This window comes from Nocardiopsis sp. JB363 (genome assembly GCF_900143625.1).
In the GTDB taxonomy this organism is placed as follows: domain Bacteria; phylum Actinomycetota; class Actinomycetes; order Streptosporangiales; family Streptosporangiaceae; genus Nocardiopsis.
This window is the reverse complement of the sequence record NZ_FRFF01000105.1, coordinates 14,102-40,251: the sequence shown is the minus strand read 5'-3', so window position 1 is coordinate 40,251 and position 26,150 is coordinate 14,102. Positions and strand designations below refer to the sequence as shown.

Below are 26,150 nucleotides of genomic sequence, written 5' to 3'. Positions count from 1 at the left end.
CGGTTCGGGTCCTGGGAGTCGAACCTGATGACGGAGTTCCACGCCCGCTACGGCGGGCACGGGGTGATGATCTACTGGCACGTCGACAAGGGCCGGGCCTGCATCTACTCCCAGCTCAAGTCGTGTTCGTCCTCCGAGGTCGCGGCGATGATCGAGGGCGTGCTGCGGCACTGCACCGACGCCGAGGTCCAGGCGAACTACACCGATACCCACGGTGCGTCGATCGTGGGGTTCGCCTTCACCGAGCTGCTCGGGTTCAAGCTGCTGCCGCGGTTGAAGAACATCGGTGCGGTGCGCCTGTACAGCCCCGACGAGGGGCCGGCGACGTGGCCGCACCTGGAGCGGGTGGTCAAGAATCGGCCCATCGACTGGGCGCTGATCGGGCGTAACTACGACCAGATGGTCAAGTACGCCACCGCGCTGCGCCTGGGCACGGCCGACACCGAGCAGGTGCTGCGCCGCTTCACCAAGGGCGGTGGCCCCAAGAACCCCGTCTACCAGGCCTTGGAGGAACTCGGTCGGGCGGTGCGCACCATCTTCGCCTGCGACTACCTGGCCGATGAGGCCCTGCGTCGGGAGATCCACGGCGGCCTGGAGGTGGTGGAGAACTGGAACGGCGCCAACGACAAGTTCTTCTACGGCAAGGAGGGCGTGCTCACCGGCGGCGACCGCGAGAACGCCGAGATCTCCATGCTGTGCCTGCACCTGCTCCAGTCCGCGCTGGTCTACGTCAACACCCTGCTCCTGCAACGGGTGCTGGAAGACCCCGCATGGGCGGGACGGCTCACACCGGAGGACCGGCGGGCGCTCAACCCGCTGTTCTGGACCCACATCAACCCCTACGGCCGCTTCAATCTGGACATGGACAAACGCCTGGACCTGGCCGTGTGAGATCCCCGATGAAAGGGACAAAGAAGATGCATCCCTGGCGCTATGCCGTGAATCTGACCGCGAACGAGACCGAACGCAAGGAGGTGACCGCACTGGTCAACGCCGGGTTCACCGGCAAGTGGATGCCCTTCACCGCACCCGAGCGGGTCAACGAGGTGTGGGCGGCCATCGTTGAGGCCACCGAGGCCGGCCGCCTGGGGTGGAAGGCCAAGGTCGCCACCGAGGACAAGCCCGGCAAGGACCGGCTGATCTGCGTCTACACCAAGGACTGGCGGGACCGGCGCGACGTGGCCCGCGTCCTGGGCGAGCTGCGGGCGATGGGCATCGACCAGCGCCTGTCCTACAAGGAGGACGCCGCCACCCACGCCCTGCTCTACGGCAAGGGCGCCTCCTTGTACGTGGCCGGCCCCGGCCGGGACGGCTTCAACCAGCGCCGGGACGCCTGCACTCCTGAGGACCAGCACCCGATCTTCGGTGCCCCCGACCAGGGTCCCGAACGCACCATGGAGGAGATCTTCGCGCGCACCGAACCCTACGGCCCGTTCCCGAGCTGAAAGCGAACCCCATGTCATCCACCGAGGAAGGTGCGCGCCCGGTGGGCACGCTGCCACCCGAAGTCACCGCGACCTGGCACTTCGAGCGCAACGCCGACAGCGGCCTGGACCCGATGACCGTGCCGCCCTCCAGCCCCATCGAGGTGTGGTGGAAGTGCGCCCAAGGCCATGAGTGGATCGACCGGATCTCCACCCGCACCTCCCTGCCCAAGTGGAAGAACGGGGACGTGGGCGCCTGCCGTGAGTGCACCGGCTACCGGGTCCGTCACACCTACCCCGGGTGCGGGCACACCGAGATGATCACCACCAACGCCGCGGGCAAGGGCCACCAACGGTGCTGGCCCTGCCAGAACGCCTGGTGGAAGGCCAACGAAGGGCGCCTGAAGGCCGAACTCGGTGCTGCGGCGCGCGGGTTCGCCGGGCGGGCCCGCGAGATGCTCGACGACATCGACGTCGAACAGGAGGCTCCGGCTCCGCTGGTGGCCGAGTGGCGGTGGTGGGCGGCCAAGCACCTCCAGGGCGCCCTGGCCGCCGAACAGATCATGGACAAGACCGGCCGTGTGGACCAGGTGCTGGGCATGATCTCCGAGCGGGCTCAACACCTGGTGCCGACCAAGGCCGAGGCGGGCCGGGCCGCGGCCACCGACGGGGTCATCAACGTGGTGGGCCGGGGCCACTGGGCCCAGGGCTGGCTGCACCACCTCACCGGCCGATCTCCTCGCCCCGCGCCCACAGAAGAGGTCGACCAGGCCGCCGAACGGTTCCGTGCCTGGCTCACCGGCTGGGTCCGCGCCGCTGTGGCCGACCACGAGGTCGAGGACGGCGCGTACTCCACCGCACGACTGACCACCGCCCTGACCCGCCAGATCAGCGCGTGGGCCGACGAGTTCTACCCCGCCGAACTGGGGCAGGCCCGTGTCTGGCGCGAGCTGGGACTGCCCGTCCTGCCGCCGGGAGCCCAGCGCTACGGGCGCCTGGACGTGGTGCTGTGGCACCCGGTCTTCGTCACGGTCGTGGTCGAGATCGATTCCGCTCCCAACCGTTCCTCGGCCGCCAAGCTGGCCTTCGCCCGCGACGCCGGCGCCCTGCCCCTGTGGGTGCGCTTCGGCAAGGGATCGGTGGAAGGCCCCGAGGGGGTGTCAGTGGTGGACCTGCGCCAAGAGCTCGCGCCGATCCACCAGGGGCGGTGAACCAGAGCTTCTCCACCCGAAGATCACCTGTCCGAGAAACGATCGTTTCTCGGACAGGTGCTCCGAGCGGCTCCGGAGGGCGCTGAACCGGGCCTGGAAGTGTCGGAAAAACGTGTTGAGAAGTCGAACTGTTCATCTACTCCAAGACAACCCTTTTTCGTACACTTGAGGGATGGACACCACCCTCGCGCTTCCCGAGGACCCCCTCGCCCCCGCACCGGCGGCCGGCGGCGGGGCACTGATCGGCTACGCCCGCGTCTCCACCCGCGACCAAAAGCTCGACCGCCAGCTCCGCGCCCTCGAAGCAGCCGGGTGTGCCAAGGTCTTCGCCGACAAGAAGTCGGGGAAGAACGCTCAGCGCCCCGAGCTGAAAGCGTGCTTGGCCTACCTGCGTCCCGGCGACACCCTCGTCGTGCCCGCCCTGGACCGGCTCGCCCGCTCACTCCAGGACCTGATCACCCTGGTCGGCGATCTGCGCCGGAACGGGATCGGCTTCCGCTCTCTGCACGAGGCCCTGGACACCACCACCCCCGGCGGGCGCCTGGTCTTCCACGTCTTCGCCGCCCTGGCCGAGTTCATCCGCGAACTCATCGTCGAAGGCACCCACGAAGGACTCGACGCCGCCCGCGCCGCTGGGAAACGCCTGGGGCGGCCCCCCGCGATGACGCCGGAGCAGGTCCGCCACGCCCGCGACCTGCTGAGCCGCCCCGACAACTCCGTGACCTCCATCGCCCGCCTGCTCGGGGTGAGCAGGTCGACCCTGTACAAGCACGTACCGGAGCTGTCCGGTCGCCGGACCGAACTGGCAGAGAGCCCGTGACCTCCAGCCGTTGCTCCGCCTGCTCACCGCGGCCTCTCACCTGTTGAGAAGGCGCAAAGAGAGAAGAGGCCCCTGCCCACCCACCTGTGGTGGGCGGGCAGGGCCGGTGTTCAACGTCCGGCGAGGGCCTCGGGGCCATATTGCGGGTGACGATCGGCCCACGTGGGCCAGTGGCGAACGCGGCTTGCAGGATCATCGATCCCCCAGCGGGCCAGTTTGTCCCGCTGACGCACCAGACGGCGGCACTCGTTCACCACGCGCTGGCTCGTGACCAATTCTTCCCATGTGGGAAGACGTCGAAGTTTGACCTTCGAGCGGGCATCGGATCGTAGGTCAGCCAGGATCGCGGGGATCTCGCTCTGGTGCACGATGAAGCCGCCATGGCCCCCGCACGTGGTCATGACGGGGTCCTGGGCGTTGTCGTGCACGGGGTCGAAGAAGTAGGTCTCAGGGAACTTCGGCCCGCGCGAGATTCGAACTCGGCCCTGTACCCAGTCAGGGCCGCGCCGGTAGTACTCGGCCGCGTAGGGCCCCGTGAGCCAGAAGGCGTAGGGGGGCAGTGTCTGGATTCCCCAGAGGGAGCCACGCTCATCGCTCATGAGCCGATTCCACCACACCAGCGTGCCGAGCAGCCTGAGTTCGCGAACCTTGAGCTCGTGTTCTCCCACCGTTAGGACAGACACACGAAGCTACTCACGGGTTACTTTGCGGCTCACCGTAGCTTCGGGAGAACTGGGCCGGCATGCGAGCGGGTGTTCCCCGCCTACGTCCAGCGCTGAGCCAGAACCACTTCGACGGCGGTCTCCGTAAAGGGGACCGCCGTCGTTGTGTGCGCTGGGATGCTGGGCTCCATGAATGAGGGCACGCGGCGCTCGCTGGGCGTTGGGGGGATGGGCACAGGGCCTCGGCGTTCGCGCGGGTTGAACCTGGGTTCGACGCCGGAGGAAGGCGTCCTCGGGCCGGGTCTGGCCCGTCTGGTGGGGGCCGCTCCGCTCCTGGCGCTGACTGCGGAGGAGGCTTCGGTGGTCTTGGAGCTGCTCGATCAGAGCGCGGCGCTGGCCGCGCTCTCTGACCGCGAGGTCGACCCGGCCACGGTTCGGCTCGCTGAGCGGTTGCGGTCGGAGCTGTCCGAGCGTGCCGGCTGACGGCGTCCGTGCCGGATGGTGTCGTGTCCGGTACGGACGCAGACCCGTCCGGTTCGGATGAGGTCTCATCCGAACCGGACGGCGGGTGTCAGAACAACGTGTCGGCGGGCGGATGCGGACGGCCGGCCGCGTTCGCCTCGCCCAAAGCGGATTCGACGTCGCTCCCGTTGTCCAGAGCGGAACGGATCGCCTCCCGTAGGGCGAGAGCGCGTCCCTGGGCGCCGCGCACGTCCGACAGCGGCCACCGGTTCTTCCTACGGCGGTAGTCGGCGTCGTTCTCCGCGCGGCTGATCACCTCCATGTGAAAAACGTTCTGGCAGCTGGGCTCGTCACAGGTGTGACCGATGACCACATCCCCCAGAGCGTCGGGAAGGACTCCGCGGTGGAGCTGATAGCCGATCAGGTGGGCGGTGACCACCCGACGCGAGTCGTCGGTGTGCGAGCCGAGACGGAACTTGCCGTGCCCGCTGGAGGAGATCGAGGAGAGCCAGTAGGCGCAGGCAGAGGGTCCGCGCCAGTGAATGCTGGCGCGGTAGCGGGCGACGAGGTCTGCGTCGTTCAGCCATGCCTGCCATTGGGCGGCCGCAACGGCGCCGCGCCGGCCACGGGTGGCCGCGCCCGGGTCCGGGGGTGCGATCGGGTCGCCGAACAGGTCGACCTCGACCTCGTGGTGTTCGGGGGCGCTCATCCGGTGGCCAGGGTCAGGATCGTGGCCACCGCGAGCAGGACCCCGGCTGCGGCCAGGGCCGCCCCGGCCACCCGCTGGGCGATGTGCTTGCGGGTCGCGATCCGCGCTTTGGCCACGGCGCGCTCGGCATGCCACCGGGCAGTGACGGACTCGGTGAGTTCGGCGAGCAGGGTGTCGGGGGTGTGGGTGGCGTAGTGCGGCACGCCTCCGTCCCCGCCCCGGCGGGGCCACATGGCGGTGGTGAGCACGACCAGCGCGGCGGCCAGGAGGGCGGCGGCCGTACCCATGGCGACCAAGGCGAGGGTGGGATAGGAGCCGTCACCGGTGGTGAGTCCAGCCCCAGCGGTGAGCACGGTCAACAGCACGCCCGACAACGTCGCGAGCGTGGTGTTGGTGGCGTCGGTGCGCGCGAGATCGGTGGCAGCGTCGGCGGCCGCAGCCTCCGGCAGGGCCGTGTCCGGGGTGGAACGCTGCGCGGGCGGGGCCTCGGTCTCCGCGTCCGCTTCGGACACCGTGGTGTCCGGAGCGGACACGGAGCTGTCCAGGACGGACTCCGGCTTCGCAGACGTCGTGGGGGGTTGGGTCGTCACGGGTCATCTCCTCCATGGGAGTGGTGTTCGGGGCCTGCGGGTCAGGTGGACGTCAGAGTCGTCACGACGACAGCTACGGCCAGGAGCACGGCCAGGACCCATCCGGCGCCCGCGCGACGCGGGTGCCTGCGCGGAGCCTGAACGTCGATCTCGGGTTCCTCGCCGGTGAGGGCGCCGATGATGTGGACGGCAGGGCCCTGATCACGGTCTTCACCGCGTGGGGCGTCCTGGTCCCACCGGAGAAATGCCGCGCTCGCCTGCGGCGAACAGTCGATCAAGGCGTAGATGTACACCCACGCCACGACGCGCTCGGCGTAGGTCGTCGGCGGCGCCACCTGTTTCAGCTGTTCCAGGAGCCGGTCGGTGTCCATCTGCTGGGCAAGGTCCTTGTGATGCCGGTGGAGCTTCTCGCCCAAGCGCGCACGGAGTCCTTTGAACTCCTGGACCTCCTGCTCCCGGGGGTCGCCGGGCAGGGTGGGCACCTCCAGGTGCTCCTGCTCCAGTTGGTCCAGCTGATCGACGAGCTGAGCCATCCGCTGCTGGGCGGTGTCCACTGCGTTCACTGCTGGTCCTCCGAGGTGTTCGTGGTGATGGTGTCCAGGCGGTCTTGGAGCCGGTCGGTGCGTTCCTCGGCGCGCTGGAGGCGCTCCTCCAGGCGTTCGGTGCGGTGCTCGGCTCGGGTGGCGCGGGCGGCCTCCCGGTCGCGTTCGGACTCGGCCGTCTCGGCGCGGACCGTGGCCACGGCCGCGTTCTCCTCGATGTCGGTCAGGGCGCGGCGTAGCCGCTCGACCTCGGACTCGGCCGCTTCGGCACGTTCGGTAGCCGCGGTGGCGCCCGCCTTGGCCTGGTCGGCCTGGGCGCGAGTGGTGGTGGCCTCTTCCCGGGCGGTGCGGTAGTCACGCTGGGCCTGGGCGCACTGAGACTCGGCGGCGCGCAGGTCGTCCTCGGCCTGACGGGTGCGGTCCAGGGCGGCGTCCCGGTCGTGCTCGGCTTGTTCGCGGCGCTGGGCCTCGGCAACAGCTTGGGCGCGGGCGGTGGCTGCGTCCTCCCGTGCGGTGGCCTCGGCCGCGTGGGCACGGGAGGCCGCTTCCTCGGCTTGGCGGCGCCGCTCGGCCTCCTCTTGGGCCTGGCGGGTAGCGGTCTGGGCCGCGTGACGCTGTTCCTCGGTTTCCTGCCGTGCGGCGGCCGCGTCCTGCTCGGTGGCCTGGCGGCGTTCGGCGTCGGCTGCGGCCTGGGCGGCCGCGCGCTCGGCGTCGGTGCGCGCGGTGTCCCGGTCGGCCAGGGCGCGCTCGGCCGTGTCCTCGGCTGCTCGGGTGTCTTCTTCGGCGGCTACGCGAGCGGCCTCGGCCGACTCGGCGCGAGCGGTGGCCTGGGCAGCGTCGGAACGTGCGGCCTCGGTGGCCTGGGCGGCGCGGGCCACTTCGCCCTGGGCTTCGGCTCGGGCGGCCGCGATGGCGGCCTCGACCCCGGCGGGGGAGGACAGTTCGGCCAGCTCAGTGCGGATGCCCTCGCCCACCTGGTCCAAGCGCTCCACGAGTTCCTCGGCGCGGGCGACGGTACCGAGCAGCCCGGGGGAGTTCCTATCGCGGCTGCGGGCGGCCTTGGCGTCGTTCTGGCAGCGGCCGGAGCAGTAGGTCGGGGGACGGCCGGCACCCTCGGGGCGGGTGCGCGCGATGCGGCCGGGGCAGTAGGCGCACCGGTGCGGCCACCAGCCGTGTTCGGGTTCGGCCTCGGGGGCATCGGTGGGGGTCGGGGTGTCGGTCACGGGGCGGCTCCTGAGGTCAGGCCGGATTGTTCTCACCGGAAATGGCGAGTTCGCCAGATCGGAGGAGAGGCCGGGATGGTTGCGTTGGATTCAGCTTAGCATTACTGGATTACTATTTCCAGTAATCCAGTAATTGCCCAAAAGAAAAAGCCGCTCTCTGGCGGCGCCCGCGCCCTGTTCTCTGGTGCTCCCGGGCGGCTCGGTTGTGGTGGCGCCTCGGGCGGGCTGCCGGCTCATGGTCGTGGTGACCGCGTGTGGTGTTCGGGTGCCGGGGGCCGATGTGGTGGCCGCGGGCTCCTCGGGACACTGCCCCGGGTGGAGCGAACGTCCTGGAAGGGGAGCCTACCGCGTCGGGCACGGTCGTGTCAGCGTGTTGGCCACGGTGGTGGACAAGCTCATGCGACGGCGGCCAGGTGGCGGGTGAGCTGGGCGGCGTGGTCGAACGACCCGTCCGGGCGTGTGGCGTAGCGGTCTCGGCGGCGCCGACGGTGGCGCAGGGCCAGGGGTGTGCGCCTGCGGGCCAGCTCGTCCTGCCAGGCCGCGAAGACCAGGCGCTCGGCGGCGTAGCGGCGCTCACGGCTCTTGGCCACGCCTCGGGTGCCCAGGCGCTTGGCGACCCGGTTCATCGCCGTGGCGGCCGGTGTACGGGGGCGCAGGGTACGAGCCTCGATCAGGCGGTGCTCGACCAGGGCGCGCAGGTGAGCGGCGGTGGTGGCGGTGCTGTACCCGGTCCGGGCGGAGAGCGTTTTGAGGTCTACAGTGTCAAGGTGGGCGCTCAGTTCCGTCAGGGCGGTGTAGGTCAGCTCCACGTGCCGGCCCAAGCCCCGAGGGTGGGTGGGGGAGTGCTCCACCCACACGTCGTGCTGGGCCTGCTCCAGACGGTCTCGAAGCCGGGTGGTCAGGTCTTCCCTCGAAGGAAGAAAACCCTCCTGGGGGGTTACACCCCCTGGGGTGGGTTCCCCTTGTGTCCGACCCCCCTCACTAGGGAAAACCCACTGGTCGATGGGGAGCAGACGGTACCGGTGGGAGTTCTGCCCCTGGCCTTCTGCGGTCCGCTCAAGGCGCCGGTCCCAGCAGAGCCGCTTCAGCGCCTGGGCCGCCGTGGACTTGCTGATCCCGGCCGTCTGGGCCAGACGGCGCACGTCCACGTCGACCTCGACCACGCACGCGGTGAGCGCGACCAGGTGCACGGCCAACAGGGCACGCCGGTCGCACTGGCCGGCCTGGCCACTCCACCAGACCGGATCGGCCACAGCGGCCAGGGCCTGCGCCGCCAGGGCGCGCGGCAGGGCGGTGTCCCGCTCGGTCCTGTCGGTGCTGGGGGCCGTGGTGGCGGCCGAGCGCACCGCGCGCTCCCACTGCCGGTCCAGCAGAGCGACGCGTTCCTCGGGACGGCGCGGGCGCCGGCCCATGCCTGAGCGGGCGGCCGTGCGCAGGTGTTCCAACCCTCGGGCGTCGGGCTCGACTCCGACCAGGTCGCGCACCTCGGCCCGGGACCAGCGGGCCAACGCCAGGCGCTTAAAGATGGAGAACAGGTGCGCGGAGGCATCGGTGGACTCCGCGCCCAGGAGGTGGCGGACCATGTCCGGCATCGGGCGGCGCCGCCCTCGCAGGCGCATGGCCCGCTCGTCGATGCCGGTGACCTCCTCGACGGACGCCGCTTGCTCGGGCTCCATGTCTTCCACGCCCAAGGCCACGGCCAGGCGCTCGAACGCCTCAGCGGTGTTGGCTCCGGTGCGGAACACAGCCAGGGCGGCCTCGGGGCTGGTGGGGCACCGAAGTTCGGAGCTGCCTCCGGCCCGGTGCGGGGAGCCCGGGGGGCGCACCGCGCCCCGAGCGGGGTTGCACAGCATCCCAAAGTCCAGACTGGGCAGGTGCCGGGCGGCCGCGCGGGCCAGACGCTCGACGTCGCCGGCCTCCATCCCTTCCTTCGCCGACACCGGGACCCACACGTGGATCCCACCTGCGGGGCCGGAGGCGGCCACCACGTACTCCAGGCCCTGGGCCTCCAGGTGCTCCAAGAGCTGGTCCGCGTCGCGCCAGACGGCGCCGACCCCATCGGGGTGGCGGCCGCTGTCCAGGTCGAACACGACGAACCGGAACTGGTGAGCGTCGTCGGTCAGGTGCAGGGCGTAGGGGGCCTGGGGCTCGCCCTCGGCCACAGGACGCACATCGGCATCGGCGTACCGGTGGGAGCTGTCCGGATCCACACGCACGACACGGCGCGGAGCGATCCAACGGACCAGCTCATCCCACTCGGGGGAGTGCACTACGGGGGTTTCGGCCAGCCTCAGAGCCGCGGTGTGCTGTGCGGACTCGGTACCAGTTTCGGGGCGTACTCGGCTGACCGGTTGGGCATCACGTATGATGTATCCAATCGGTACGAAGCATTGGTGCTGAAGACGCCTCAGGGCCTGCTCACGCAGGGCAAGGCGTCGCTGAAGTTAGGGATCGAGCTGGCTACCACCTCCTGCTGTTCGTGTGTGTGGTGTTGGTCGTTCGGTTGAGGGCCTCGCCCGGCAAGGCGAAGTTCCTCAGTGAGAAGGCCGCTCGGCAAAAGCGGTGATCTTCTCAGACCCGCTGGTAAGGCGGGGGTATTTCAGGTGATGAAGTTGTAAGCGATGGTCCTCGCCGGGTTGGTAGCCCAGTTCGTAGGACCCAGATGACGTAGAGAAGCCCGGTTGGCGCCGGGCTCTACGTGTTTCTAGGGCCAGATTCGGGCTTCTGGCGGAGCACTTCTCCCAGAAGGTCTCCGAGAGACTGCCCTCGCGCCTCGGCTTCGTCTACGAAGGACTCGAAGAAGCGAGACAGGCTCAGCTTGTTGTCGGCTGCTGCCTGCTGCCACTCCTTGCGCACCGTCGACGGAACCTTGGCCTGAAGCTGCACGAAGGAATGACTTACGAGTTCCTGTGAGCGCGTGCGTCGTACTCCTCGTGTGGCCATAGTGACCATCCTGTCAGACGGGACAGGCCATTGCATGCAATACGCGGAGCCGGGGCCGAATTCGGCCAACTTTTTTCTACGCTCCTCCAACCCCAAACGGGTGGACCTATCGAGTGAACGTCAGATTCCGGTCGAAAACGGATCCCTGCGCGAGAATGAACCCATGGAGATCAGGGCTGTCAGCAGCGGGGACGTGGAGCAGGACGCCACGTCCCAGCCGAGTCGGCGGGGCGGTGGGTCCCGGTCGGGGATCGCGGCCGCGTTGTCCCGGGCTCCCTTCGGTGGGGGGTTGGCGCACTGGGGCGGTTCCCGTTCGGTTCGCGCCTCCGCTGGTCCTGTGGATGTAGTCGGGGCGTCCCGTCTTCGGCGTCTGCCCAGTACCGACTGAGCGTCCACAGAGAAAGGGCCCACCCGTTGAACGGGTGGGCCCTTTGGCGTGTCGGCTCAATGCCGTGTTCTCTTCGGCGCTTCTGCTCGGTCCAGAGCGTCCTGAATCAGCCGGGTGATCTGCGCGCGCTGTGGGTGGCCGGCCAGGTCGGCGAGCACCTGCACGTGGCCATCGGCGACTTCGGTGCCCTGGTGGGCGAGGAGCCGGCGGGGGTGGTCCAGGTTCGGACTGGCCAGCCAGGTGCGCACTGTGCCGGCGATGCCGGGGATCGGCAGGATCCCCGCTGCGGCGGCCAAGGCCTCGGCGGACCGTGCTGCGTAGGCCGTGGTGGCGTCGCCCTCCGCGCGGGCCTGGCGGCGAAGGTCGTAGAAGGCGAGTAGGGGATCGGCTCCGGAGGCTCCGTCGCGGCGGGTGGTGGCGCGTACCACCCACCAGGCGGCCAGAGCAGCCAGGGCCGTTCCGAGTATGAGGGGGAGCACGTACAGCATTCAGGCCTCCGTGACGGTGGCGGGGGGCGTGGCGGCCAGGATCTCGACGGCAGCCAGGTCGGGGTTGGCCACGCGCGCGTATCCGGCGTCCCTGAGCCAGCGCACCCACACCGGCTCGACCCCGGGCCGTGCCCGGAACTCAGCCTCGGTGATGCGGCCGTGGGCGAAGTCGATGGTGCGCTTGACCAGTTCCTGGAGCTGCTCGGGGGTGACGCGGCGGGCGTTGGTGACCTCGTCGGGGGCCACCTGCACGTCGCCGGTCCACAGCCGGGTGCGGTAGATGTTCCACCAGTGCCCCTCGGGGGCTCCGGGGCGCAGCTCGCGGCCGCACCGGTTGTCGCGCCAGCCGTGGGCGACCAGTTCCAGGTCTTCGGGCCTGGCGCGGAGGCCCACCTCTTCGACCAGTTCGCCGACTGCGGCCGCGCGGTGGGCGGGCTGGTCCGGCACTCCGGGCTTCGGCGCGGGGTGTCCGTGGCCTTCGGCGTGGCCGGCCGGGCAGGCGGCGCCCCAGGGGGTGATGGTGCGGTCGGCGATCAGGATGTCGCCGTCTGCGTACTCGACGATGATGCCGACCGACTCGGTGTCGCACACGTTCGAGTTCTCCTCGATGCCGCGGGCCCAGTCCCACAGGTCGGGGCGCCGCTTCTCGATCTGGTTCCAGCGGGACTGGGCGGTGGAGCGGGCCACACCGAGCATGGTGGCGATCTCGGCGTGGGAGGCGTCGTGGTGGGTGCGCAGGCCGTGCAGGGCCCAGGCCCGCAGTGCCTCGATGCGGGGCAGGAGGGTGTCGGCGGAGTGCAGGGCGGTCTGCATGAGCTGGCGCTGTCCCGCTCCGAGGACGGTGTGGTCGCCGAAGTCGGTGGTGTCGCGCTCGTCCCAGTCTCCGGTGCGGATGGCGATCAGGGCGTAGATGAGGTCGGCGGTGGTGCTTTCCAGGCCGAAGGCGTCGCGGCGCAGGAACTCGCGCTCGTCGGGGGAGAGCCTGTTGGTCTCGGGGGATTGGGCGAGGGCGCGGTCGGTGTAGGACTCCATCACAACTCCTTGTGTATGAACTTTCGTACACCTTGAATGTACGCCACTTCGTACACCCTGGCAAGCCTGTCGCGGATAATGGTCGATTATCCGCGATAGCCTGGACAGCGACCTGGGAGGACGCCTCCGGCCGGCGGGGGCGACGCCCGGTGATTATCTGCGATAAGGGGTCGGGGCCGTGGACAACGTCTTGAAGATGCCCGCCGTCGAACGGGCACCGGTGCGCACCCTGCGCTCGGCGTCGGATGCGTTCCTCGACGGGATCGCCAACGCCAACACCGCGCGGGCCTACCGGACCGCGCTCGACGCGCTGCTCGCCGAGTTCGGCGCGGACTCCTCCCTCGACGTCTTGGAGGGCGAGCAGGCCGCGGACCGGGTCGCGTCCTGGTTCGCCGACCGTTGGGGGAGCGCGTCGGCGAACACCGTCAACGCCCGGTTGCGGGCGCTGGGCTCGGCGCGGGCCTGGTGGGCCAAGCAGGGCTGGCTCGAAGATGATCCGTTGCGGCGACTCACCTCCCGTTCGGTGCCTCCGGATCGCACCCGGGCGCTGTCGCGCGCCGTGGTCCAGGAGCTGCTCGGCCGCGAGGGCGTCGCGCTGCGCGAGCGGGTGTTGTGGCGGCTGCTGTACGAATCGGCGGCGCGGGCCAGCGAGGTCCTGGCCCTGGACGTCGAAGACCTCGACCTCGCCAACCGGCGGGCGCGGGTGCGGCGTAAGGGCGGCGCCGTCGACACCATCACCTGGCAGACGCCAACGGCGCGGCTGCTGCCTCGGCTACTCGGCGGCCGCGCTCGGGGACCGGTGTTCGTCACCGACCGGCGGGCCAAAGGGCAGGCGCTCGGTCAGGTGCCGGGGCAGGACCTGTCCCCGGAGGGCCGCGGGCGCCTGTCCTATCGGCGGGCGGAGGAGTTGTTCGTGGTGGCCTCGGGCGGGTCGACGCTCCACCAGCTACGGCACTCGGCGCTCACCCACGCGGCCGAAGACGGGGCGCAGGTGCCAATACTGATGGCCTACTCCGGCCACACCTCGGTGTCCTCGGTGGCCAAGTACGCCCGGATCAGCGCCGAACGGCTCGGGGCGTGGCAGGCCGAACGGGACCCGGCGGCCCGGCGCGGGGCTCGGTGATTCCGGAAGCCCTGTGCACAGGGTGATGGCGGTTCTACGCTGTGGCCATGAGTCTCGATGACGCGGTGAACGCGGCCAAGGCCCGGCAGGAACAGCAAGCACAGATGGCACGGTCTCACCAGGAACAGGAGAGGCAGGAAGAAGCCGAGATCCGGGGGTTGGTGCGGGAGGCTACCGAGCGTCTGTCCGAGCGGGCTCCCCGTTCGGAGGAGTTCGTGCAGGTGTCCCGGGCCCTATTGATCGGTGGCTACACCAGCGAGCGCAGGCGCTTCAAGGTGGTGCGCCGTGAACGGTGCTGGACGTTGGCCTCCGGAGCTGCCTGCCGCACCCCCACCTCCCAGCTCGTCCCCAGTTCCGTCCTGCTGTTGGAGAGCGGACGGATGGGCCGTGTCTTCGAGGACCAGGTCTTCGAACCCGAGTTGGCGGGCGAGTTCGTCACCGAAGCACCTTTGGCTCCTGTGCCTGATGATGACCTGCTTTGGCAACTCATGCGCCGCTCCGGGATCTCCCGGGCGGAGGCTCTGAAGCAGGAGTTGGCGACGACTCTCCTCCAGTACGGCGCTGCGTAGCCACTCGCGGGGTTCGGCTTCGTAGGCGGGCACCTCCCCTGAGCGGGTTTCCCGCACACACGCGGGGGTGGTGGGGTCCCATCCCGTCATCCTTCGGCGCACGCAGTGCGAGCGCGCCGGGGCCGGGGTGTCACCCGAGCTTGCTCGGGCTTGTCCCCGGGAGGGTGCCGGGTGGACCGGGTGGAGCGACGAAGGAGCGAAAGCCGCAGCCGCGCGGTACCCGGTAGGGGATGACTCCCTGGTGCCGGTGTGCTGGTCTTGACCGCCGATGGGTGAGGGGATGGGGACCCCACCCGACCTCAGCCCCAGCGAACCCGCACCCGCGCAGGTTCCCCTCCCCATCCTGGATTCCTGAGGCCCCCGCCGGAGGCGTCTGGTTTGGCGGTGACCTGTTGTGGTCACCGGCTGCGGACTGTCACCGGCCGGTGGTATCCAAAGGAGGTCTCCCCCTACCCCTGGAGTTTGTGTGACCGCGCGTAATTTCAAGGGCCAGTTCTCCTCCTGGCCGGCCACGGCGTTCTTCCTCTTCTGCGGCGTGCTGCTGCTGGCCATGCTCAACGACTGACCAGGAGGAACCCAGGATGTGCCCGTTTTGCGATCGCAAGATCGGTAAGCGCAAGGACGGCTTGCGTAAGAAGCACTACATCAACCAGGTGTCGTTCTGGTCCTGGGGGTACCGGCTCAAGGAGTGCCGTGGGTCCTCACCCGACAACGGGACCATTCCCGACCACCACACCAAGACCGTGGCCAACCAGCGGCGCAACGGCAAGATGAAGTGCCTGGCCTGTCATCAGTGGGTGAAGGTCACCCAGGCTTTCCTCCCGGTCAAGCACGATGATCTGCGCGGCAAGGTGTGCGCGGGGTGGCGCGACAACCAGAGCTGACCGGCCTCTGGTGGTCAGTTCAGGGAGAAGGGCGGGACGACCTCGGCGGCCGGGGCCACGGTGCGGGCGGTTCGTCCGGGTAGGGCGGCGAGTTGGACCGTGCGAAGGTCGACGGGCAGCCCGAATGGTGGGTCGGCCTGGGGCCACCGCTGAGCGCACAGACGGGCCACCGCGTGGCGGGCATCCACCATGGCCGCGGCGCTCTCCACGCCCTCAGGGTCCCAGTCCCGGCAGGCCCACAAGAGTCCGGCCAGGAACAGGAGCCGGTGACCGGTCTGCACCTTGGCACCGGAAACCATCACCTCGAACTCATCGGGCTGGGTGTCGGGGACGGCGAACTCCGCGCTGGCCGCATACCGCTCGCCGCTCTGGTCTCGGTGCAGGTCGCGGATGGCGTCGGCCGCTTCCTGAGCGATGTCCAGCGGGTCGCTGTCGGTGGGGACGGTGAGGATGAGCGCGAGGGGGACGGCCCGCAAGATGGCGGGTGTCGTCGTGGCCATGGGGGGCTCCTTCGAAGAGTGGAGTGACCAAGTCTGGCAGCGTCGTGCTGCGAGCGCCGGGCAAATGAGTGATGAGGCTTTCCTGCGGCTTTGATCAGAAAGAACGAGTCTCCTTTACGTCGTAGATTTCTGCCTTTGTGCTGGACGTCCGGATAGCGGTCGGTGTGCCTCAACGGCGACGGGCGGCCCCTCACCGTGGTGAGGGGCCGCCCGTGGTGTGTGCGGTGGCAGCGCGCTATTCGAGTTCGCTGCGGTCGGGGAAGACGCTGTGGTAGTCGTCCCAGTGCTGGTGCCATTCCTCGTACTCGTCGTCGTGGGCCACGTGAACGACCTGGGCGGTGGGCCAGTTCCACTTGGCGCGCTCGATGGCGCGCTGCTCGCTGTCGGCCTTGATGTGGTCGTTGGTGATGCTGTCGTCGGGCCAGCGCAGACGCACGTTCCACTGAGGGCGCGGGTCGGCGTGGTAGTCGTAGCTGACCGGCTCGTCGGCACCGTGTTCGGCGTCGGTGAGGGCGTCTCCGACGAGGTCGACGACCGCGGCGCGTGTGCGTTTGGGAAGAGCGGTGTAGGAGGCCAGGGCCTTGGCGCTGGTGTAGGAACCGACCGTGCCGTGCCGCACGAGGATGCTGCGGGGCTCGCTCATGTCGGTGGTCAGCCACGCGCGGACCTGGGCGGTGGTGGTGTTCGCGCGCAGGGTGGCCCAGGCCAGGGCTCCGGCGATGTCGACGGCCGTGTTCAGGTCGGGGTCTGTATCGGTGGCGGCCTGGTCGACCAGAAGGCTGGCGGCGAGCAAGGCCGGGTGGACGATCACGTGGGGCTCCTTCGTCAGGGTTGTTGTGGTGGCGCTAAGGCACGCGGGAAGTCCTACTCCGCTTTCGGAGTGGTGTTGCCGGCCATGCGGCGTAGGTACTCGGTGAGGTAGGCGACCTCGGGCGCGATGTCGGCCTCGTCCTGCTCGCCGGGTCCACCGGTGACGGGCTCCTGGAGCACTCGGGCGACGGGGCCGGTGCCCGACCATTCGGGGTCGGGCCAGGCGCTCTGGCACCAGGGGCACATCAGGTGGGCCAGGTCAGGCCGCGAGTCCAGCCAGAGCAGGGACAGGTTGTTGCGGGCCTGGCACCGGGGGCAGGTGGCCACGGTGCCGTCCATGTGCGGCCAGGGCTCAGGGGTGGTGCGCATCTGGACCGGGCCCGGGGTATACCCGGGCCCGAACCGTCGCATGCCGTCCCACCAGCCCTCGGGGCCGCCGCTGCCCAGGTAAATCACCGGGCCCTTCTCACGTGGTGGTGCGGCCGGTTGCTCTTCGAGCCGGGTGTGGCTGTCCAGGAGCCGGCCCTGCTCGGTGTTGTGCGGGGCACGGATATGGCGCCCCAGGATGCGCAGGAACGTGATCACCTGGTCGAACCAGCTGGGGGTCCAGGGCAGACGCAGCCGGTCTCCGGGACGGCGGGGCACCACGTGCACGTGCAGGTGGAACACCGTCTGCGTCGCGGACTCGCCCTTGGAGGTGATGATGTTCAGGTTTGCGTCGACCTGAGCCGCGTACTCGGCGGCCGCGACCATGACACGGCCGGTGGTCTGGGGGTGAACGGTGGCGTCGGCCACGTGCACCTTCGGCAGGATCAGGACGTGGTCGTCGTCGACGCCGCCGCTACGGGGCCGGATCGCGATGGCCTCCTCCCACTCGCGCACGATCTCGGCCGGGGCGTCGCCGTGGGCGATGTCGCAGAAGGCGCACCCGTCCTCGCGCCGAAGCGGAGGTTGGTCGATGTCACGGTGTTGGACTGCAACGCTGATGTCCTTGGCGTGTAGCCGCAGGGCGACTTCCTCGGCGACGGCGACGCTGCGGTGCCGGCCCCAGTGGCACTGGATGACCATGCGCAGCGGGGCGGGGTGGTGAGGGGTCAGGGCCAGGACCTGGTCCGCCAGGGCCCGGATGACCGTCTCGGCGCCGGGGGTGGCCAGCACGTGGGCGGCCAGGGCCGGGTCCAGGCCGGTCAGGCCGCGCAGGGCCGGGTCGGTGGCGGGGTTGCGTAGGCGGTGGGTGAGGTCGACCAGTAGCGCGTGGTCGGTGGGCGGGTTCCCGTGTCGGGTGCCCACGGTCAGGATCTCGACCTGGGGTGTGGGGGGCATCGGCTTCTCCTACTCGGTCTCGGCGTGGATGAGGTGGTTGGCGGCCATGGCCTGCTGGCGCATCCGCAGAAGCAGGTCGACGCGCTCGTCGATCTCCTCCACGGTCAGGGCCTGTCCGGGGGTGGGGCGCCAACCGACCGCGACGAAGCTGTAGGGGTCGGGGTGGCGAACCACGTAGCCGTTGGCGGCCAGGCGCTCGCTGATCATGGAGGCCATGAGGTCGCGGACCTGGAGGTGGCCGTGCAGGACCTCGATGGTGGCCTGGTCGCTGGCGCGGCGCACGCTGGCGGTGATCTGGTCGATGTCGGTTCCGGTCAGCGGCATGACCGGGATGGGGGCCGGCTGGGCCTCGGTGCGGCGGGTGAACAGTCCCATGGTGTGGCTCCTCTACTACTGGTTGGCGGTGGTGATCTGCCGGCGCAGGGCGGTCAGGTACGCGATGCGCTCGTCCAGCTCCTCGGCGCCCAGGGCGCGGATGCTGGGGTGGTCAGCGTCCCGACCGAGCACGCTGAGGAAACAGCGGTCGCTGGTTCGAAGCACGTATCCGAGCGTGCGCAGCCGTCGCGCGATCTGATCGCGGTTGTCCCTGCCAAGGGTGGTGATGACCAGGTGATCGGCGACCACCTCGACCTCGCTGCTCTTCCAGACCTGCCGGGCGACCGTGGTGACGTCGGTGGTGTCGGCACCGCTCAGGGGGAGCAGGTGAAGGGGGGAAGCCCAGGGGTTACGCAACATGTCGGGTTCTCCTTCGGGGTGGGGCCGGACCAGTGTCCGGCCCCGAGTCGGTCAGTGGGTGGGCGGCAGGTCGACGCCGACCAGAGCGGCGACCTCGTCGATGGTGTAGGGGCCGCTGATGCCGTGGACGATGCCGTCGAGCAGGCGGCATTCGAGGGCGTCGATCTCCTCGGGTGTCAGCTCGTCGTCGTGGATGCCGGCTCCTTCGTTAGAACGGTTCGTCGATGTCGAACCCGTCGCTGCGGTCACGCTCGGGTTCGGGTTCGCGGTCGGGCGCGGGTTCCTGGACCCGTTCCATCTCCTGCTCGGGCTCGGATTCCTCGCGGGAGAGCAGGTGCTGCCGGATGTGCCCCTCGGGGGTGTAGACCTCCTCATAAGTGCGCTCGCCGGTCTCGATGCTGCGGTCCAGGTACATGACCTCCAGCTGGTCCTCCAGCGCTTCGGCCTCGGCTTCGGCGTAGCCGTCATCGGTGGAACCGGTGGGGCCCTCGTCCTCGCCGGCCTCGATCTCTTCCTCCCGCGCCGACTCGGCGGCCTCGGGGTCCTCCCAGCCGTAGAACAGGCCGTCGTCGGCCTCCAACTGGCGCAGCTCCCGGTCGTAGACCTCGGTACGGATGAGCCCGTCGTCGGCGTAGGCCTCCTCCACCGTGAGCTGGTCACTTTCGACCGCGTCGTGGACGCGCTGGGCGGCCAGGGCACTGCGCTGGTTCTCGCGGTCCAGGTCCGCGAACACGGGGTCATCGGCCTCGACTGCGGCCTCCCGCGCGGCCTCGGCCGCTTCCACCTGGCGCTCCAGGTCGTGGACACGCAGGCCCACTTCGGCGGCCTTGCTGCTGAGTGACCTGGCGCGCTCGGAGGCCTCGGCGGCCTGGGACTGGGCCTTCTCGGCCTCGGCGATCAGGACACGAGCCGCGCGGGTGGGGAAGATGCCCATGATGCGGGGCGTCTTCTCCGCGTGCTGGCGCAGTTCGGCCGCGCGGCGCTTGGCCGCGTTGGACTCATCCACAGCAGCGCCGTAGGGGGCGCAGTGCGTCTCCGCGTCGGCGTGAGCGTCGGCGAGCTGGCTGCGCAGGCCATCGATGTCGGTCATGCCAACCTCTCTCTCATTGCTAGCTTTACAACAATGCTAGCAAAGTTATTTTGCTAGCACCACTGTTTTGGGGATCGCCTCTGAAGTTCTGTTCATGCAAGTCAGTCGCGCACGGAGGGTCTTCCGAAAGACGGGTACTGGTTTCGGAGTGCTGGACCACTGCGGTCAGGGCTACTCACAGAACCACGTGCGACCTGAACCGTGCGGGGTTCTGGCGCGTACCTCCTGAGCCGCCCACACATCCGGTGTCGCGCCAGGTTCCCGCTCGGAGCGGGGGGTCCAGGGGGCGCGAGCCCCCTGGTACTACCAGTCCTCAGCCTGATGTTCAGGAACGGATCGAGGTCAGGTGCGGGGTGTCCAGCGGGCCGGAACGACTCCGCCGAGAACCTCGCCGCGGTCGACGGCCTGGCGCATGGCCTGGATGACGTCGGCCCCGAAGCCGAGTTCGATGTGACCGGCGTAGAACAAGATCCACCCGTTGGCCTGGACCGCGCGGGTGTAGGCCGGCCAGCTCGCGAGGTCGCCGTCGTAGACCAGGCGGGCAGGGGAGCGTATCTCCAGCCGGCCGGGGGACAGGTGAGCCGACCATCCCTGACCGGCGGCCGGCCCGGGGACGTAGGCGCCTGGCGGGATGGGGTGCAGACCGATGGCGCGTAGCTGGTCGAGAGCGGCGGTGCGCAGGCCGGCGCGGCTCTGGTCGGTGAGGAACGCGGCCAGCGCGGGGGCGCCGGCGCCCAGGTCCATCGCGATGACCGGGACGTCGGCGTCCGGGGCAGGGACGGGCAGGAGTCCGGGCTGGACGGTGGGCTCGCTCGGCATGGTCTTCACGATAGCCGGGCGGTGGCCGTCAGCAGTCCGTGTTCGCTGACCTCGATGGTCACGAGGGTCCAGCCCTTGAGGAGCGGGACCAGGTGCTCGACGCTGCGGGTGCGGTAGGTGTCTTCGGCGGCCAGGTCCTGAACGATGGCGGCGGTGTACACGTCGGCGGCCACGGCTGCGTCCTCGGCCGGATGGGTGAGGACCAGATGGCTCCCTCCGGGTAGTGCGGTGGCCAGCGCCGCGGTGAGGGCGGTGACGTCCTGGTCGGCCAGGTGCTGCAAGGTCAGGTCACACACCACGGCGACCGGGCGGTCCGGTGCCAAAGCGGAGTGCAGGCCGGGGTCGGCGAGCAGGCGGTGTGGGTTGGTGAGGTCGCCGTCGAACACGCTCACACGGGTGTTGGCGTCGTAGTGGGCGCGGGTGGTGACCACGCAGGCCAAGTCTCGGTCCAGGTAGATCGTGGTCGCGGTGGAAATGAAGGTCTGAGCGACCACGTGGACCGGGGTCTCGGTTCGGCGGGGAAAACCACAACCCAACACGAGGAACTGGTCAACGCCTTCGACCGCCAGCTCCTCGACCTTCTGGTCGACGAACCGAATGCTCTCCTCCACCAGATCGAGATGGCCAGGGTGAGCCGCGAGCATCTGTTCGGCCATTTCCCGGTCGGCGAGGAAGTGGTCCTTACCTCTGGCGAGGTAGTCGTAGACGCGGGCGGAGGAGATCGGGGGCAGCTCCACCGGCCAGATGCCGCTCACTGGTCGCTGTCCAGGGTGCGGGCGATCTCGGCGAGGACGAGAACGGGGTCGGTGGCCGGCGCCTGAAGCGGAGCGCGGGTGGTGTCCCAGTGCCAGCGCAGGTCGCCGTCGACGGTGGCCAGGTACACGCGGATGATGCGTCGGTGGCGCACCAGAACGAGGGTGGGGTAGGTGGCCCCGTCGCGCACGGTCGGGGCGTAGCCGGCGGTCCGGGCGGTGCGCAGGAGCTGTTCCAGGAGGTGGCCGGAGAGGGCGGCCCACGTGGCCATCGTGGCCGGCCGCGGTGCGGGGATGAGTTGGTCCATGCTGGAACGCTACGCAGCGCAACCCCCTGGAATGTTTCTGTCAGAAACATTCCATCCTTGACAGGGGCCGGCTGGCTGTGGTCAGCCGGCTGCGACCTCGACCTGGTCGGCGATCGTCTCCCACGAGGGGAAGGGGCGGTCGGCGTCGTACAGGATCGTCGCGCCGGGGATGGAGGCCAGGGTCGACAGGCTGCGCTCGAACGCCGGGTGTGCGGCCAGAGCGGCGCCGGTCTTGGGCACGATGACGGTGGTCACTCCGCGGCCGAGCATCTCGCACACCAGCGCGACGGCGAAGTTGTCGGCCAACCCCAGTGCGGCCTTGTTGGTGGAGTTGAACGACCACGGGCAAGCGAGCAGGACATCGGGGGGAGGGAGGGAGCGGCCTGTGCCGGGGCGACGGAACTCGACACGGGCGGGTTCACCTGTGAGGGAGGCGACGTGGTCCAGGTCGTGGAAGCGGGCGCCGGTGGGGGTGGAGAGCACCGTCAGGGACCAGCCACGCTCCTGAAGGAGACGAACGAGGTCGGGCACGGGGGCGCCGGGGGCGGGGGCTGCGGACATGGTCAGGTACAGGCTGCGGGTCATGGTGGTGAGTCTGCCCTGTCCGGTCAGGAGATGTGCATGCGGGAGCTGACTCCGCGCAGGGTCTCGGGCAGAGCGCGATGCCAGTCGACCAGGTAGGTGATGACGTTGACGGCGCTGGGGTGGTAGCGGGCCATCTGCGGGGCGATCCGCTCGGCGGCAAGGATCCGGTCCAGCGCACGCTGGGGTTGGCCGGCCTCGACGTGGGCGCGGGCCATGTCGATGTCGTGGTGGGCCCGGCGTTCGGCGGCCAGCCGCGGGGGCAGACGCAAGGCCCGGTCTCGGCGTAGCGCCTCGTCGTGGTCCTCCAGCTCGACGGCGACGGCGCAGCCGTGGATCGCGGTGTTGGCGGGGCCGAACTGCAAGGCGTAGAAGTCCGGGCTGCGCGCCGGAAGAGTGTGGGCGGCTTCGACGGCCAGGCCGTGGTGCTCCCACGCGGCGGTGGCTTCTCCGGCGCGGGCGGAGAGAACGGCGGCGCGCAGGTGGAGGGCTCCGGAGACGGCGCGGCTGGCGGGGGTGGTGGTGTCAAGTCCGTCGCTGGCGCGTTGGACCAGGCGCAGGCCGGGCTCCCAAGCGCCCACGGTCATCATGAGCAGGGCCCGGGACAGGCGTGCGACGTGGGGCAGGTTCGCATCGCCGGACCGGGCGGCGGAGGCGGTGGCGCGTTCGATGGCGATTCCGGCGAGGTCGTTGTAGCCCAGACGTCGGCACAAGCTGACGGCGAGGGCCTGGGCGCCGTTGAGCAGTGCCCAGGCGCGGGGGAGATCGTCTTCGAGGGCGTGGTGGGTGAGTTCTTCGATGAGCGCGGGTAGCCGTGCTCCGACCTGGGTGTGACGGGCGGCCTTGGACAGGCGGCGGAGTTGTTCGACCTCGACGACGAGGTCGTCCAAGGAGCGGGGCGGGATGTCGAGATCCGGGGGCAGGTCGACGTAGGTCAAGGCTCGGCGCACGTCGGGGATCATCTCGTGGACGCGGTCGTCTGAGGGGGTGGTGCCCCGGTAGGGCTGTCCGGTCAGTTCGGTGACGTCCACGCGCAGGCCGTTGGCGAGTGCTGCGGTCACTGCGGGGCTGGGGACTCGGTGTCCGCTCTCGATCTGCGCGATGTAGGAGCGGGAGACCGCGCTGCGGTCGGCGAGTCCGAACTGGGTGAGGTTGCGTCGGCGTTTGCGTATGCGGCGCAGGCGTTCGCCGACACCGACGCGCGGTGAGTCGTGGTGCTCGCTGGGGGGCATCGGGTCTCCCTGCTGTTGGTCCTGAGACTGGTCAGGCTATGGCGCTCTCACACGCTGCATGAGGAGGTTTACCCAAAGATTGATCTGAGGTTCTTGCTCGGACGCCGGGCACCGGGGCGACCTGATCGTTAACCCGGTTAATGCCTACGACCGACGTGGACGGTGCCATGCTGGAACACGTTCGTGAGTCCTCCAGGAAAGCGAGATGGCCGTGAGTAGTACGCAAGCTGATCCTGCGACAGCGCAGGTCGTCCCCGAGGAAGCCCTTGTCCACCCTGGCGAGATCGTCGCGATCGTCGACCAGAAAGGAGGTGTCGGAAAGACCACGACCGCTGTCACCATCGCTGGCTACCTGGCCTCGCGGGGGGTGTCAGTAACCCTGATCGACGCGGACGAACAGGAAGGGTCCACGACTGGATGGTTGCCGCCGCACTGGGACGACACCCCTCTGGAAAAGCAGTACGACCTGTTCCACGTGCTCACCGAGGAAGCCTCCTTCGACCAGGCGCTGTGGCCGGTCACGGCCGAAGGGTCACTGCACCTGGTGCCGTCGTTCGAATCGCTCAAGCAGTTCGAGCAAGTCGACATGCCAGGCAAGGACACGATCCTGCGCGATGTCCTGGAAGAGGCGCAGCAGCGCGGCACGATCACGCTCATCGACTGTGGGCCAAGCCTGCGCCAGGTCACGGCGACAGCCCTGGTGGCAGCGTCGGCGGTCATCATCCCCGCCAAGGCGGGCGGGTTGGACTTCATGGGGATCGGCCAGTTGAACGAAACCCTGGCGCGTGTGCGACGTCGGCTGAACAAGGAGCAGCGGACGGTCGGAGTGCTGTGCACGATGGCCAAACCCAACGCGAACTTGACCGAGGCGGTCGTGGCGCAGTTGCAGGAGGACTACCCGGAGGCCTTCCACGCCACGATCAGCGACACGGTCCGCGTGGGCGAGGCCTCCTTTGCGAAGGAACCTCTGTCGATGTACGACCCGCGGTGCAAGGCGATGATCGAGTACAAGGCATTCACCGATGCGCTGTTCGCCCCGGTGCTGGAGGCAACCCGTGGCTAAGCGCGACAAGGTAAAGATCGGGTCGACTCGGCGGGCCTCTAGTGAGCCGTCCCTGATGGAGGAGTCCACTCAGGACCGGCGTCTGACGGGCGGTTCGCAGGTGACGGTGCGGGCGCGGTTGGAGGAGTTGGCTGGCAACCCTGACAACGGCCGTGAGGACCTGGGCGACCTGGACGAGTTGGCGGAGAGCCTGCGGGTACGGGGGCAGCTCCAGGCGATCACGGTGATCTCACGGTCGGAGTTCCTCAAGATCAAGCCGCAGCATACGGACAGGATCGGTGAAGAGGCCCGGTTCGTAGTGCTCTACGGCCACAGGCGGCTTGAGGCAGCTCGGCGGGCTGGGTTGGATGTATTGAAGATCGACGTGGCCGAGTCGCCAGCGAACGCTGCGGAGCTTCGGGCCTCAGCACTCGTGGAGAACATCCACCGCAAGAACCTGGCGCCGTTGGAGGAAGCACGTGAGGTCGCTGCGCTCGTCGACGACTTCGGGTCACAGGCCGAGGCCGCCCGTCAGATCGGGTACAGCACAGCCTGGGTGTCTCAGCGGCTGGCCCTGTTGAACCTCGTGCCCGAGTTGAAGGAGAAGCTCCGATCGGGTGAGTTGAAGGTCAAAGAGGCTCGGTCCTTGGGGGCTCGGGTCCCTGAGGACCAAATGCCCGCGTGGGAGAAGGGCATTAACCGGGTTAACGGGGCTCTGTCTCAAGCTGATCCGGATCTGGAAAACGACAGCGGCAGAGCATCGACCGGGCCGGTTGGCTCGGAGCCGGTTACCGATAACGAGGGGTCAATGCCCGCTCCGGCCCCTGCAGCGGGGCTAAAGCCAGGTCCTGATCCTGTACCGCCTGCTACCACGAAGGGCCAGACGGTCGACGCGGGTGAACATAAGGATTCGGGCGCAGCACCGGTCCAGCTCATGCTGGATCTGCAGTGGGAACCGACTGAGGCGGCCGACGAGATCGTGGCGGCCTACGGACGTGAGCGGGCGGAGAAGCTCGCGGCCGCGATCCTCGAACGCCTGTAGGTACAGATGGCTGTGGGCCCCACCGATGTCTCGGTGGGGCCCACAGCACTTAGAGACTACCGGCAGCCTTTGGGCTTCTCGTGATAGTCCCGGTCCACGGGGTCCTTCTTGTTGTACTTCAGACCGCACCGGCTGCACGTGGCGCTCAGGATCTCGAACCAGCACACCGTCAGAAGGTGAATCGCGGACATAGGATGTTCCTGCCTTCCATTGGTTGGCGGCCTCGGGGTGACTTCTTGGCGGATGTGGCCCCGGGGCCTTTCTGTGTCTTTGGGTAGGACTAGGCCCACACTTGCAGGCCGACCATCTCGCCCAAGGGCGCGAGCATCTCGGCTTCGGCAGCGGTGGGAGCCGGGATGGGCTCCTGGTCGGGCCGGGTGACCTGGACGGTCGTGTACGGGCGGTCGATGAGGGTGACGGCGTTCTCAGACATGGCTCTCCCGTTGGTACTGGTCACGTGATGTGCCCGGATCGGTTTCCCATTGACACCATGCAGCACGATTGATAGCATGTCAACATTGCTAGCAAAGTTAAATCGCTAGAATGCGCAACGAGCTAGATCCGTAGCACACTTGCTCTGCCACATCACCGATCAACGGAGGCACGAGTGAGCAGCCAGGACCGACACCAGGAGGAGCAGGGTGATATGCCCGCAGCCGCGACAGAAAGCCCTACCGACATCGTCCAGGTCAGTGCCCGGATTCCACGGGGCCTACGGCAGCGACTGAAGATCGCTGCGGCTCTGGATGACTTGAGCACACAGGACGCACTGAAAAAGGCGATTGAGGAGTTCGCGGAGAAGCGCAAGGTCTGAGCACCTGCGAAAGAGCCCGACCGGCGCCCCT

General features: G+C 69.1%; 33 protein-coding genes. 11 read left to right on the top strand and 22 right to left on the bottom strand.

Features of this window, described 5'->3' with window-relative positions; translation table 11 throughout:
• The 4 genes from BQ8420_RS16295 to BQ8420_RS16280 form a co-directional block, all read left to right on the top strand.
• The coding region (locus tag BQ8420_RS16295; RefSeq protein ID WP_143847339.1) for a Tn3 family transposase at window positions 1-891 on the top strand (891 nt) is incomplete at its 5' end.
• 47 nt (window positions 892-938) lie between these two features.
• The gene (locus BQ8420_RS16290) at window positions 939-1,445 is read left to right on the top strand and encodes a putative phosphothreonine lyase domain-containg protein (RefSeq protein ID WP_160049336.1); all 507 of its coding nucleotides are present in this window, start codon (window positions 939-941) and stop codon (window positions 1,443-1,445) included.
• A gap of 11 nt (window positions 1,446-1,456) precedes the next feature.
• Window positions 1,457-2,635: a zinc-ribbon domain-containing protein gene (locus BQ8420_RS16285; RefSeq protein WP_087099978.1), complete on the top strand. Its 1,179-nt coding sequence runs from the start codon at window positions 1,457-1,459 to the stop codon at window positions 2,633-2,635.
• Window positions 2,636-2,807: 172 nt separating this feature from the next.
• On the top strand, window positions 2,808-3,455 hold the full coding sequence (locus BQ8420_RS16280) for a recombinase family protein (RefSeq protein ID WP_087099977.1): 648 nt from the start codon (window positions 2,808-2,810) through the stop codon (window positions 3,453-3,455).
• Window positions 3,456-3,565: 110 nt separating this feature from the next.
• On the opposite strand, the gene BQ8420_RS16275 is transcribed toward BQ8420_RS16280, so the two are convergent.
• Window positions 3,566-4,054 (bottom strand): hypothetical protein, encoded by a 489-nt coding sequence (locus tag BQ8420_RS16275; protein ID WP_160049335.1) that lies wholly within the window; start codon window positions 4,052-4,054, stop codon window positions 3,566-3,568.
• A 252-nt stretch (window positions 4,055-4,306) separates the two neighbouring features.
• Here BQ8420_RS16275 and BQ8420_RS31445 point away from each other — a divergent pair, with 252 nt between their 5' ends.
• A complete protein-coding gene (locus BQ8420_RS31445; protein WP_143847332.1) occupies window positions 4,307-4,600 on the top strand; it encodes a hypothetical protein in 294 nt (97 codons plus the stop codon).
• A gap of 88 nt (window positions 4,601-4,688) precedes the next feature.
• Here the strand turns inward: BQ8420_RS31445 and BQ8420_RS16270 are convergent, their stop codons facing one another.
• The 7 genes from BQ8420_RS16270 to BQ8420_RS16235 all read right to left on the bottom strand — a co-directional run bounded on the left by BQ8420_RS16270 (window position 4,689) and on the right by BQ8420_RS16235 (window position 12,494).
• Complete coding sequence (locus BQ8420_RS16270; protein WP_200815956.1) at window positions 4,689-5,288, bottom strand: hypothetical protein; 600 nt, start codon at window positions 5,286-5,288, stop codon at window positions 4,689-4,691.
• Entirely contained in the window at window positions 5,285-5,878 is a 594-nt protein-coding gene (locus BQ8420_RS33160) for a hypothetical protein (RefSeq protein WP_087099975.1), read from the bottom strand. Before BQ8420_RS33160 ends, BQ8420_RS16270 begins: the two co-directional genes overlap by 4 nt.
• A gap of 41 nt (window positions 5,879-5,919) precedes the next feature.
• Window positions 5,920-6,441 carry a hypothetical protein gene (locus BQ8420_RS16260; RefSeq protein ID WP_143847330.1) on the bottom strand — a complete coding sequence of 174 codons (522 nt, stop codon included), beginning with the start codon at window positions 6,439-6,441 and terminating at the stop codon, window positions 5,920-5,922.
• On the bottom strand, window positions 6,438-7,643 hold the full coding sequence (locus BQ8420_RS16255; RefSeq protein WP_087099973.1) for a hypothetical protein: 1,206 nt from the start codon (window positions 7,641-7,643) through the stop codon (window positions 6,438-6,440). Before BQ8420_RS16255 ends, BQ8420_RS16260 begins: the two co-directional genes overlap by 4 nt.
• A gap of 395 nt (window positions 7,644-8,038) precedes the next feature.
• Complete coding sequence (locus tag BQ8420_RS16250; RefSeq protein WP_087099972.1) at window positions 8,039-9,913, bottom strand: hypothetical protein; 1,875 nt, start codon at window positions 9,911-9,913, stop codon at window positions 8,039-8,041.
• 1,117 nt (window positions 9,914-11,030) lie between these two features.
• A complete protein-coding gene (locus BQ8420_RS16240) occupies window positions 11,031-11,462 on the bottom strand; it encodes a hypothetical protein (RefSeq protein ID WP_087099970.1) in 432 nt (143 codons plus the stop codon).
• Window positions 11,463-12,494 (bottom strand): NUDIX domain-containing protein, encoded by a 1,032-nt coding sequence (locus BQ8420_RS16235; protein ID WP_087099969.1) that lies wholly within the window; start codon window positions 12,492-12,494, stop codon window positions 11,463-11,465.
• Window positions 12,495-12,672: 178 nt separating this feature from the next.
• Here BQ8420_RS16235 and BQ8420_RS16230 point away from each other — a divergent pair, with 178 nt between their 5' ends.
• From BQ8420_RS16230 to BQ8420_RS16220, 3 genes are all read left to right on the top strand, one after another.
• A complete protein-coding gene (locus tag BQ8420_RS16230; RefSeq protein WP_235006289.1) occupies window positions 12,673-13,617 on the top strand; it encodes a site-specific integrase in 945 nt (314 codons plus the stop codon).
• A 47-nt stretch (window positions 13,618-13,664) separates the two neighbouring features.
• Window positions 13,665-14,186: a hypothetical protein gene (locus BQ8420_RS16225; protein WP_143847328.1), complete on the top strand. Its 522-nt coding sequence runs from the start codon at window positions 13,665-13,667 to the stop codon at window positions 14,184-14,186.
• Window positions 14,187-14,767: 581 nt separating this feature from the next.
• Window positions 14,768-15,070 (top strand): hypothetical protein, encoded by a 303-nt coding sequence (locus BQ8420_RS16220; RefSeq protein ID WP_087099967.1) that lies wholly within the window; start codon window positions 14,768-14,770, stop codon window positions 15,068-15,070.
• A gap of 14 nt (window positions 15,071-15,084) precedes the next feature.
• On the opposite strand, the gene BQ8420_RS16215 is transcribed toward BQ8420_RS16220, so the two are convergent.
• The 12 genes from BQ8420_RS16215 to BQ8420_RS33055 form a co-directional block, all read right to left on the bottom strand.
• Window positions 15,085-15,570 (bottom strand): hypothetical protein, encoded by a 486-nt coding sequence (locus BQ8420_RS16215; RefSeq protein WP_087099966.1) that lies wholly within the window; start codon window positions 15,568-15,570, stop codon window positions 15,085-15,087.
• 235 nt (window positions 15,571-15,805) lie between these two features.
• Window positions 15,806-16,381 carry a hypothetical protein gene (locus BQ8420_RS16210; protein ID WP_087099965.1) on the bottom strand — a complete coding sequence of 192 codons (576 nt, stop codon included), beginning with the start codon at window positions 16,379-16,381 and terminating at the stop codon, window positions 15,806-15,808.
• A 53-nt stretch (window positions 16,382-16,434) separates the two neighbouring features.
• A complete protein-coding gene (locus BQ8420_RS16205; protein ID WP_087099964.1) occupies window positions 16,435-17,703 on the bottom strand; it encodes an HIT domain-containing protein in 1,269 nt (422 codons plus the stop codon).
• Window positions 17,704-17,712: 9 nt separating this feature from the next.
• Window positions 17,713-18,078: a hypothetical protein gene (locus tag BQ8420_RS16200; protein ID WP_087099963.1), complete on the bottom strand. Its 366-nt coding sequence runs from the start codon at window positions 18,076-18,078 to the stop codon at window positions 17,713-17,715.
• 15 nt (window positions 18,079-18,093) lie between these two features.
• Window positions 18,094-18,438 carry a hypothetical protein gene (locus tag BQ8420_RS16195; protein ID WP_087099962.1) on the bottom strand — a complete coding sequence of 115 codons (345 nt, stop codon included), beginning with the start codon at window positions 18,436-18,438 and terminating at the stop codon, window positions 18,094-18,096.
• A gap of 51 nt (window positions 18,439-18,489) precedes the next feature.
• Window positions 18,490-18,687 (bottom strand): hypothetical protein, encoded by a 198-nt coding sequence (locus BQ8420_RS16190; protein WP_087099961.1) that lies wholly within the window; start codon window positions 18,685-18,687, stop codon window positions 18,490-18,492.
• Window positions 18,647-19,528 (bottom strand): hypothetical protein, encoded by an 882-nt coding sequence (locus BQ8420_RS16185; protein ID WP_087099960.1) that lies wholly within the window; start codon window positions 19,526-19,528, stop codon window positions 18,647-18,649. Before BQ8420_RS16185 ends, BQ8420_RS16190 begins: the two co-directional genes overlap by 41 nt.
• A gap of 342 nt (window positions 19,529-19,870) precedes the next feature.
• A complete protein-coding gene (locus BQ8420_RS16180; protein ID WP_143847326.1) occupies window positions 19,871-20,347 on the bottom strand; it encodes a hypothetical protein in 477 nt (158 codons plus the stop codon).
• Window positions 20,348-20,352: 5 nt separating this feature from the next.
• Window positions 20,353-21,102: an SAM-dependent methyltransferase gene (locus BQ8420_RS16175; RefSeq protein WP_160049334.1), complete on the bottom strand. Its 750-nt coding sequence runs from the start codon at window positions 21,100-21,102 to the stop codon at window positions 20,353-20,355.
• Complete coding sequence (locus BQ8420_RS31970) at window positions 21,099-21,407, bottom strand: hypothetical protein (RefSeq protein WP_160049333.1); 309 nt, start codon at window positions 21,405-21,407, stop codon at window positions 21,099-21,101. Before BQ8420_RS31970 ends, BQ8420_RS16175 begins: the two co-directional genes overlap by 4 nt.
• An 81-nt stretch (window positions 21,408-21,488) precedes the next feature.
• Window positions 21,489-21,992 carry a flavoprotein gene (locus BQ8420_RS16170; RefSeq protein ID WP_087099957.1) on the bottom strand — a complete coding sequence of 168 codons (504 nt, stop codon included), beginning with the start codon at window positions 21,990-21,992 and terminating at the stop codon, window positions 21,489-21,491.
• A gap of 23 nt (window positions 21,993-22,015) precedes the next feature.
• Entirely contained in the window at window positions 22,016-23,221 is a 1,206-nt protein-coding gene (locus tag BQ8420_RS33055) for a helix-turn-helix domain-containing protein (RefSeq protein WP_087099956.1), read from the bottom strand.
• A 211-nt stretch (window positions 23,222-23,432) separates the two neighbouring features.
• Between BQ8420_RS33055 and BQ8420_RS16160 the strand changes: the two genes are divergently transcribed.
• Window positions 23,433-24,284 (top strand): ParA family protein, encoded by an 852-nt coding sequence (locus BQ8420_RS16160; RefSeq protein WP_160049332.1) that lies wholly within the window; start codon window positions 23,433-23,435, stop codon window positions 24,282-24,284.
• Window positions 24,277-25,305, top strand: a complete 1,029-nt coding sequence (locus tag BQ8420_RS16155) for a ParB/RepB/Spo0J family partition protein (protein WP_160049331.1) — start codon at window positions 24,277-24,279, stop codon at window positions 25,303-25,305. Before BQ8420_RS16160 ends, BQ8420_RS16155 begins: the two co-directional genes overlap by 8 nt.
• A gap of 56 nt (window positions 25,306-25,361) precedes the next feature.
• On the opposite strand, the gene BQ8420_RS31440 is transcribed toward BQ8420_RS16155, so the two are convergent.
• Both BQ8420_RS31440 and BQ8420_RS31965 read right to left on the bottom strand, forming a co-directional pair.
• Window positions 25,362-25,496, bottom strand: a complete 135-nt coding sequence (locus tag BQ8420_RS31440) for a hypothetical protein (RefSeq protein ID WP_143847322.1) — start codon at window positions 25,494-25,496, stop codon at window positions 25,362-25,364.
• Window positions 25,497-25,585: 89 nt separating this feature from the next.
• Entirely contained in the window at window positions 25,586-25,738 is a 153-nt protein-coding gene (locus BQ8420_RS31965; RefSeq protein WP_160049330.1) for a hypothetical protein, read from the bottom strand.
• Between the two features lie 174 nt (window positions 25,739-25,912).
• Between BQ8420_RS31965 and BQ8420_RS16150 the strand changes: the two genes are divergently transcribed.
• Window positions 25,913-26,119: a hypothetical protein gene (locus BQ8420_RS16150; RefSeq protein WP_087099953.1), complete on the top strand. Its 207-nt coding sequence runs from the start codon at window positions 25,913-25,915 to the stop codon at window positions 26,117-26,119.
• Window positions 26,120-26,150 lie beyond the last annotated feature (31 nt).

Bases quoted from the DNA above. Each gene is read 5' to 3' on its own strand.
- BQ8420_RS16285 (WP_087099978.1), top strand. From the start codon at position 1,457: ATGTCATCCACCGAGGAAGGTGCGCGCCCGGTGGGCACGCTGCCACCC.
- BQ8420_RS16280 (WP_087099977.1), top strand. From the start codon at position 2,808: ATGGACACCACCCTCGCGCTTCCCGAGGACCCCCTCGCCCCCGCACCG.
- BQ8420_RS16275 (WP_160049335.1), bottom strand. From the start codon at position 4,054: ATGAGCGATGAGCGTGGCTCCCTCTGGGGAATCCAGACACTGCCCCCC.
- BQ8420_RS31445 (WP_143847332.1), top strand. From the start codon at position 4,307: ATGAATGAGGGCACGCGGCGCTCGCTGGGCGTTGGGGGGATGGGCACA.
- BQ8420_RS16270 (WP_200815956.1), bottom strand. From the start codon at position 5,288: ATGAGCGCCCCCGAACACCACGAGGTCGAGGTCGACCTGTTCGGCGAC.
- BQ8420_RS16240 (WP_087099970.1), bottom strand. From the start codon at position 11,462: ATGCTGTACGTGCTCCCCCTCATACTCGGAACGGCCCTGGCTGCTCTG.
- BQ8420_RS16235 (WP_087099969.1), bottom strand. From the start codon at position 12,494: ATGGAGTCCTACACCGACCGCGCCCTCGCCCAATCCCCCGAGACCAAC.
- BQ8420_RS16225 (WP_143847328.1), top strand. From the start codon at position 13,665: ATGAGTCTCGATGACGCGGTGAACGCGGCCAAGGCCCGGCAGGAACAG.
- BQ8420_RS16220 (WP_087099967.1), top strand. From the start codon at position 14,768: ATGTGCCCGTTTTGCGATCGCAAGATCGGTAAGCGCAAGGACGGCTTG.
- BQ8420_RS16215 (WP_087099966.1), bottom strand. From the start codon at position 15,570: ATGGCCACGACGACACCCGCCATCTTGCGGGCCGTCCCCCTCGCGCTC.
- BQ8420_RS16205 (WP_087099964.1), bottom strand. From the start codon at position 17,703: ATGCCCCCCACACCCCAGGTCGAGATCCTGACCGTGGGCACCCGACAC.
- BQ8420_RS16200 (WP_087099963.1), bottom strand. From the start codon at position 18,078: ATGGGACTGTTCACCCGCCGCACCGAGGCCCAGCCGGCCCCCATCCCG.
- BQ8420_RS16195 (WP_087099962.1), bottom strand. From the start codon at position 18,438: ATGTTGCGTAACCCCTGGGCTTCCCCCCTTCACCTGCTCCCCCTGAGC.
- BQ8420_RS16185 (WP_087099960.1), bottom strand. From the start codon at position 19,528: ATGACCGACATCGATGGCCTGCGCAGCCAGCTCGCCGACGCTCACGCC.
- BQ8420_RS16180 (WP_143847326.1), bottom strand. From the start codon at position 20,347: ATGCCGAGCGAGCCCACCGTCCAGCCCGGACTCCTGCCCGTCCCTGCC.
- BQ8420_RS31970 (WP_160049333.1), bottom strand. From the start codon at position 21,407: ATGGACCAACTCATCCCCGCACCGCGGCCGGCCACGATGGCCACGTGG.
- BQ8420_RS16170 (WP_087099957.1), bottom strand. From the start codon at position 21,992: ATGACCCGCAGCCTGTACCTGACCATGTCCGCAGCCCCCGCCCCCGGC.
- BQ8420_RS33055 (WP_087099956.1), bottom strand. From the start codon at position 23,221: ATGCCCCCCAGCGAGCACCACGACTCACCGCGCGTCGGTGTCGGCGAA.
- BQ8420_RS31440 (WP_143847322.1), bottom strand. From the start codon at position 25,496: ATGTCCGCGATTCACCTTCTGACGGTGTGCTGGTTCGAGATCCTGAGC.
- BQ8420_RS31965 (WP_160049330.1), bottom strand. From the start codon at position 25,738: ATGTCTGAGAACGCCGTCACCCTCATCGACCGCCCGTACACGACCGTC.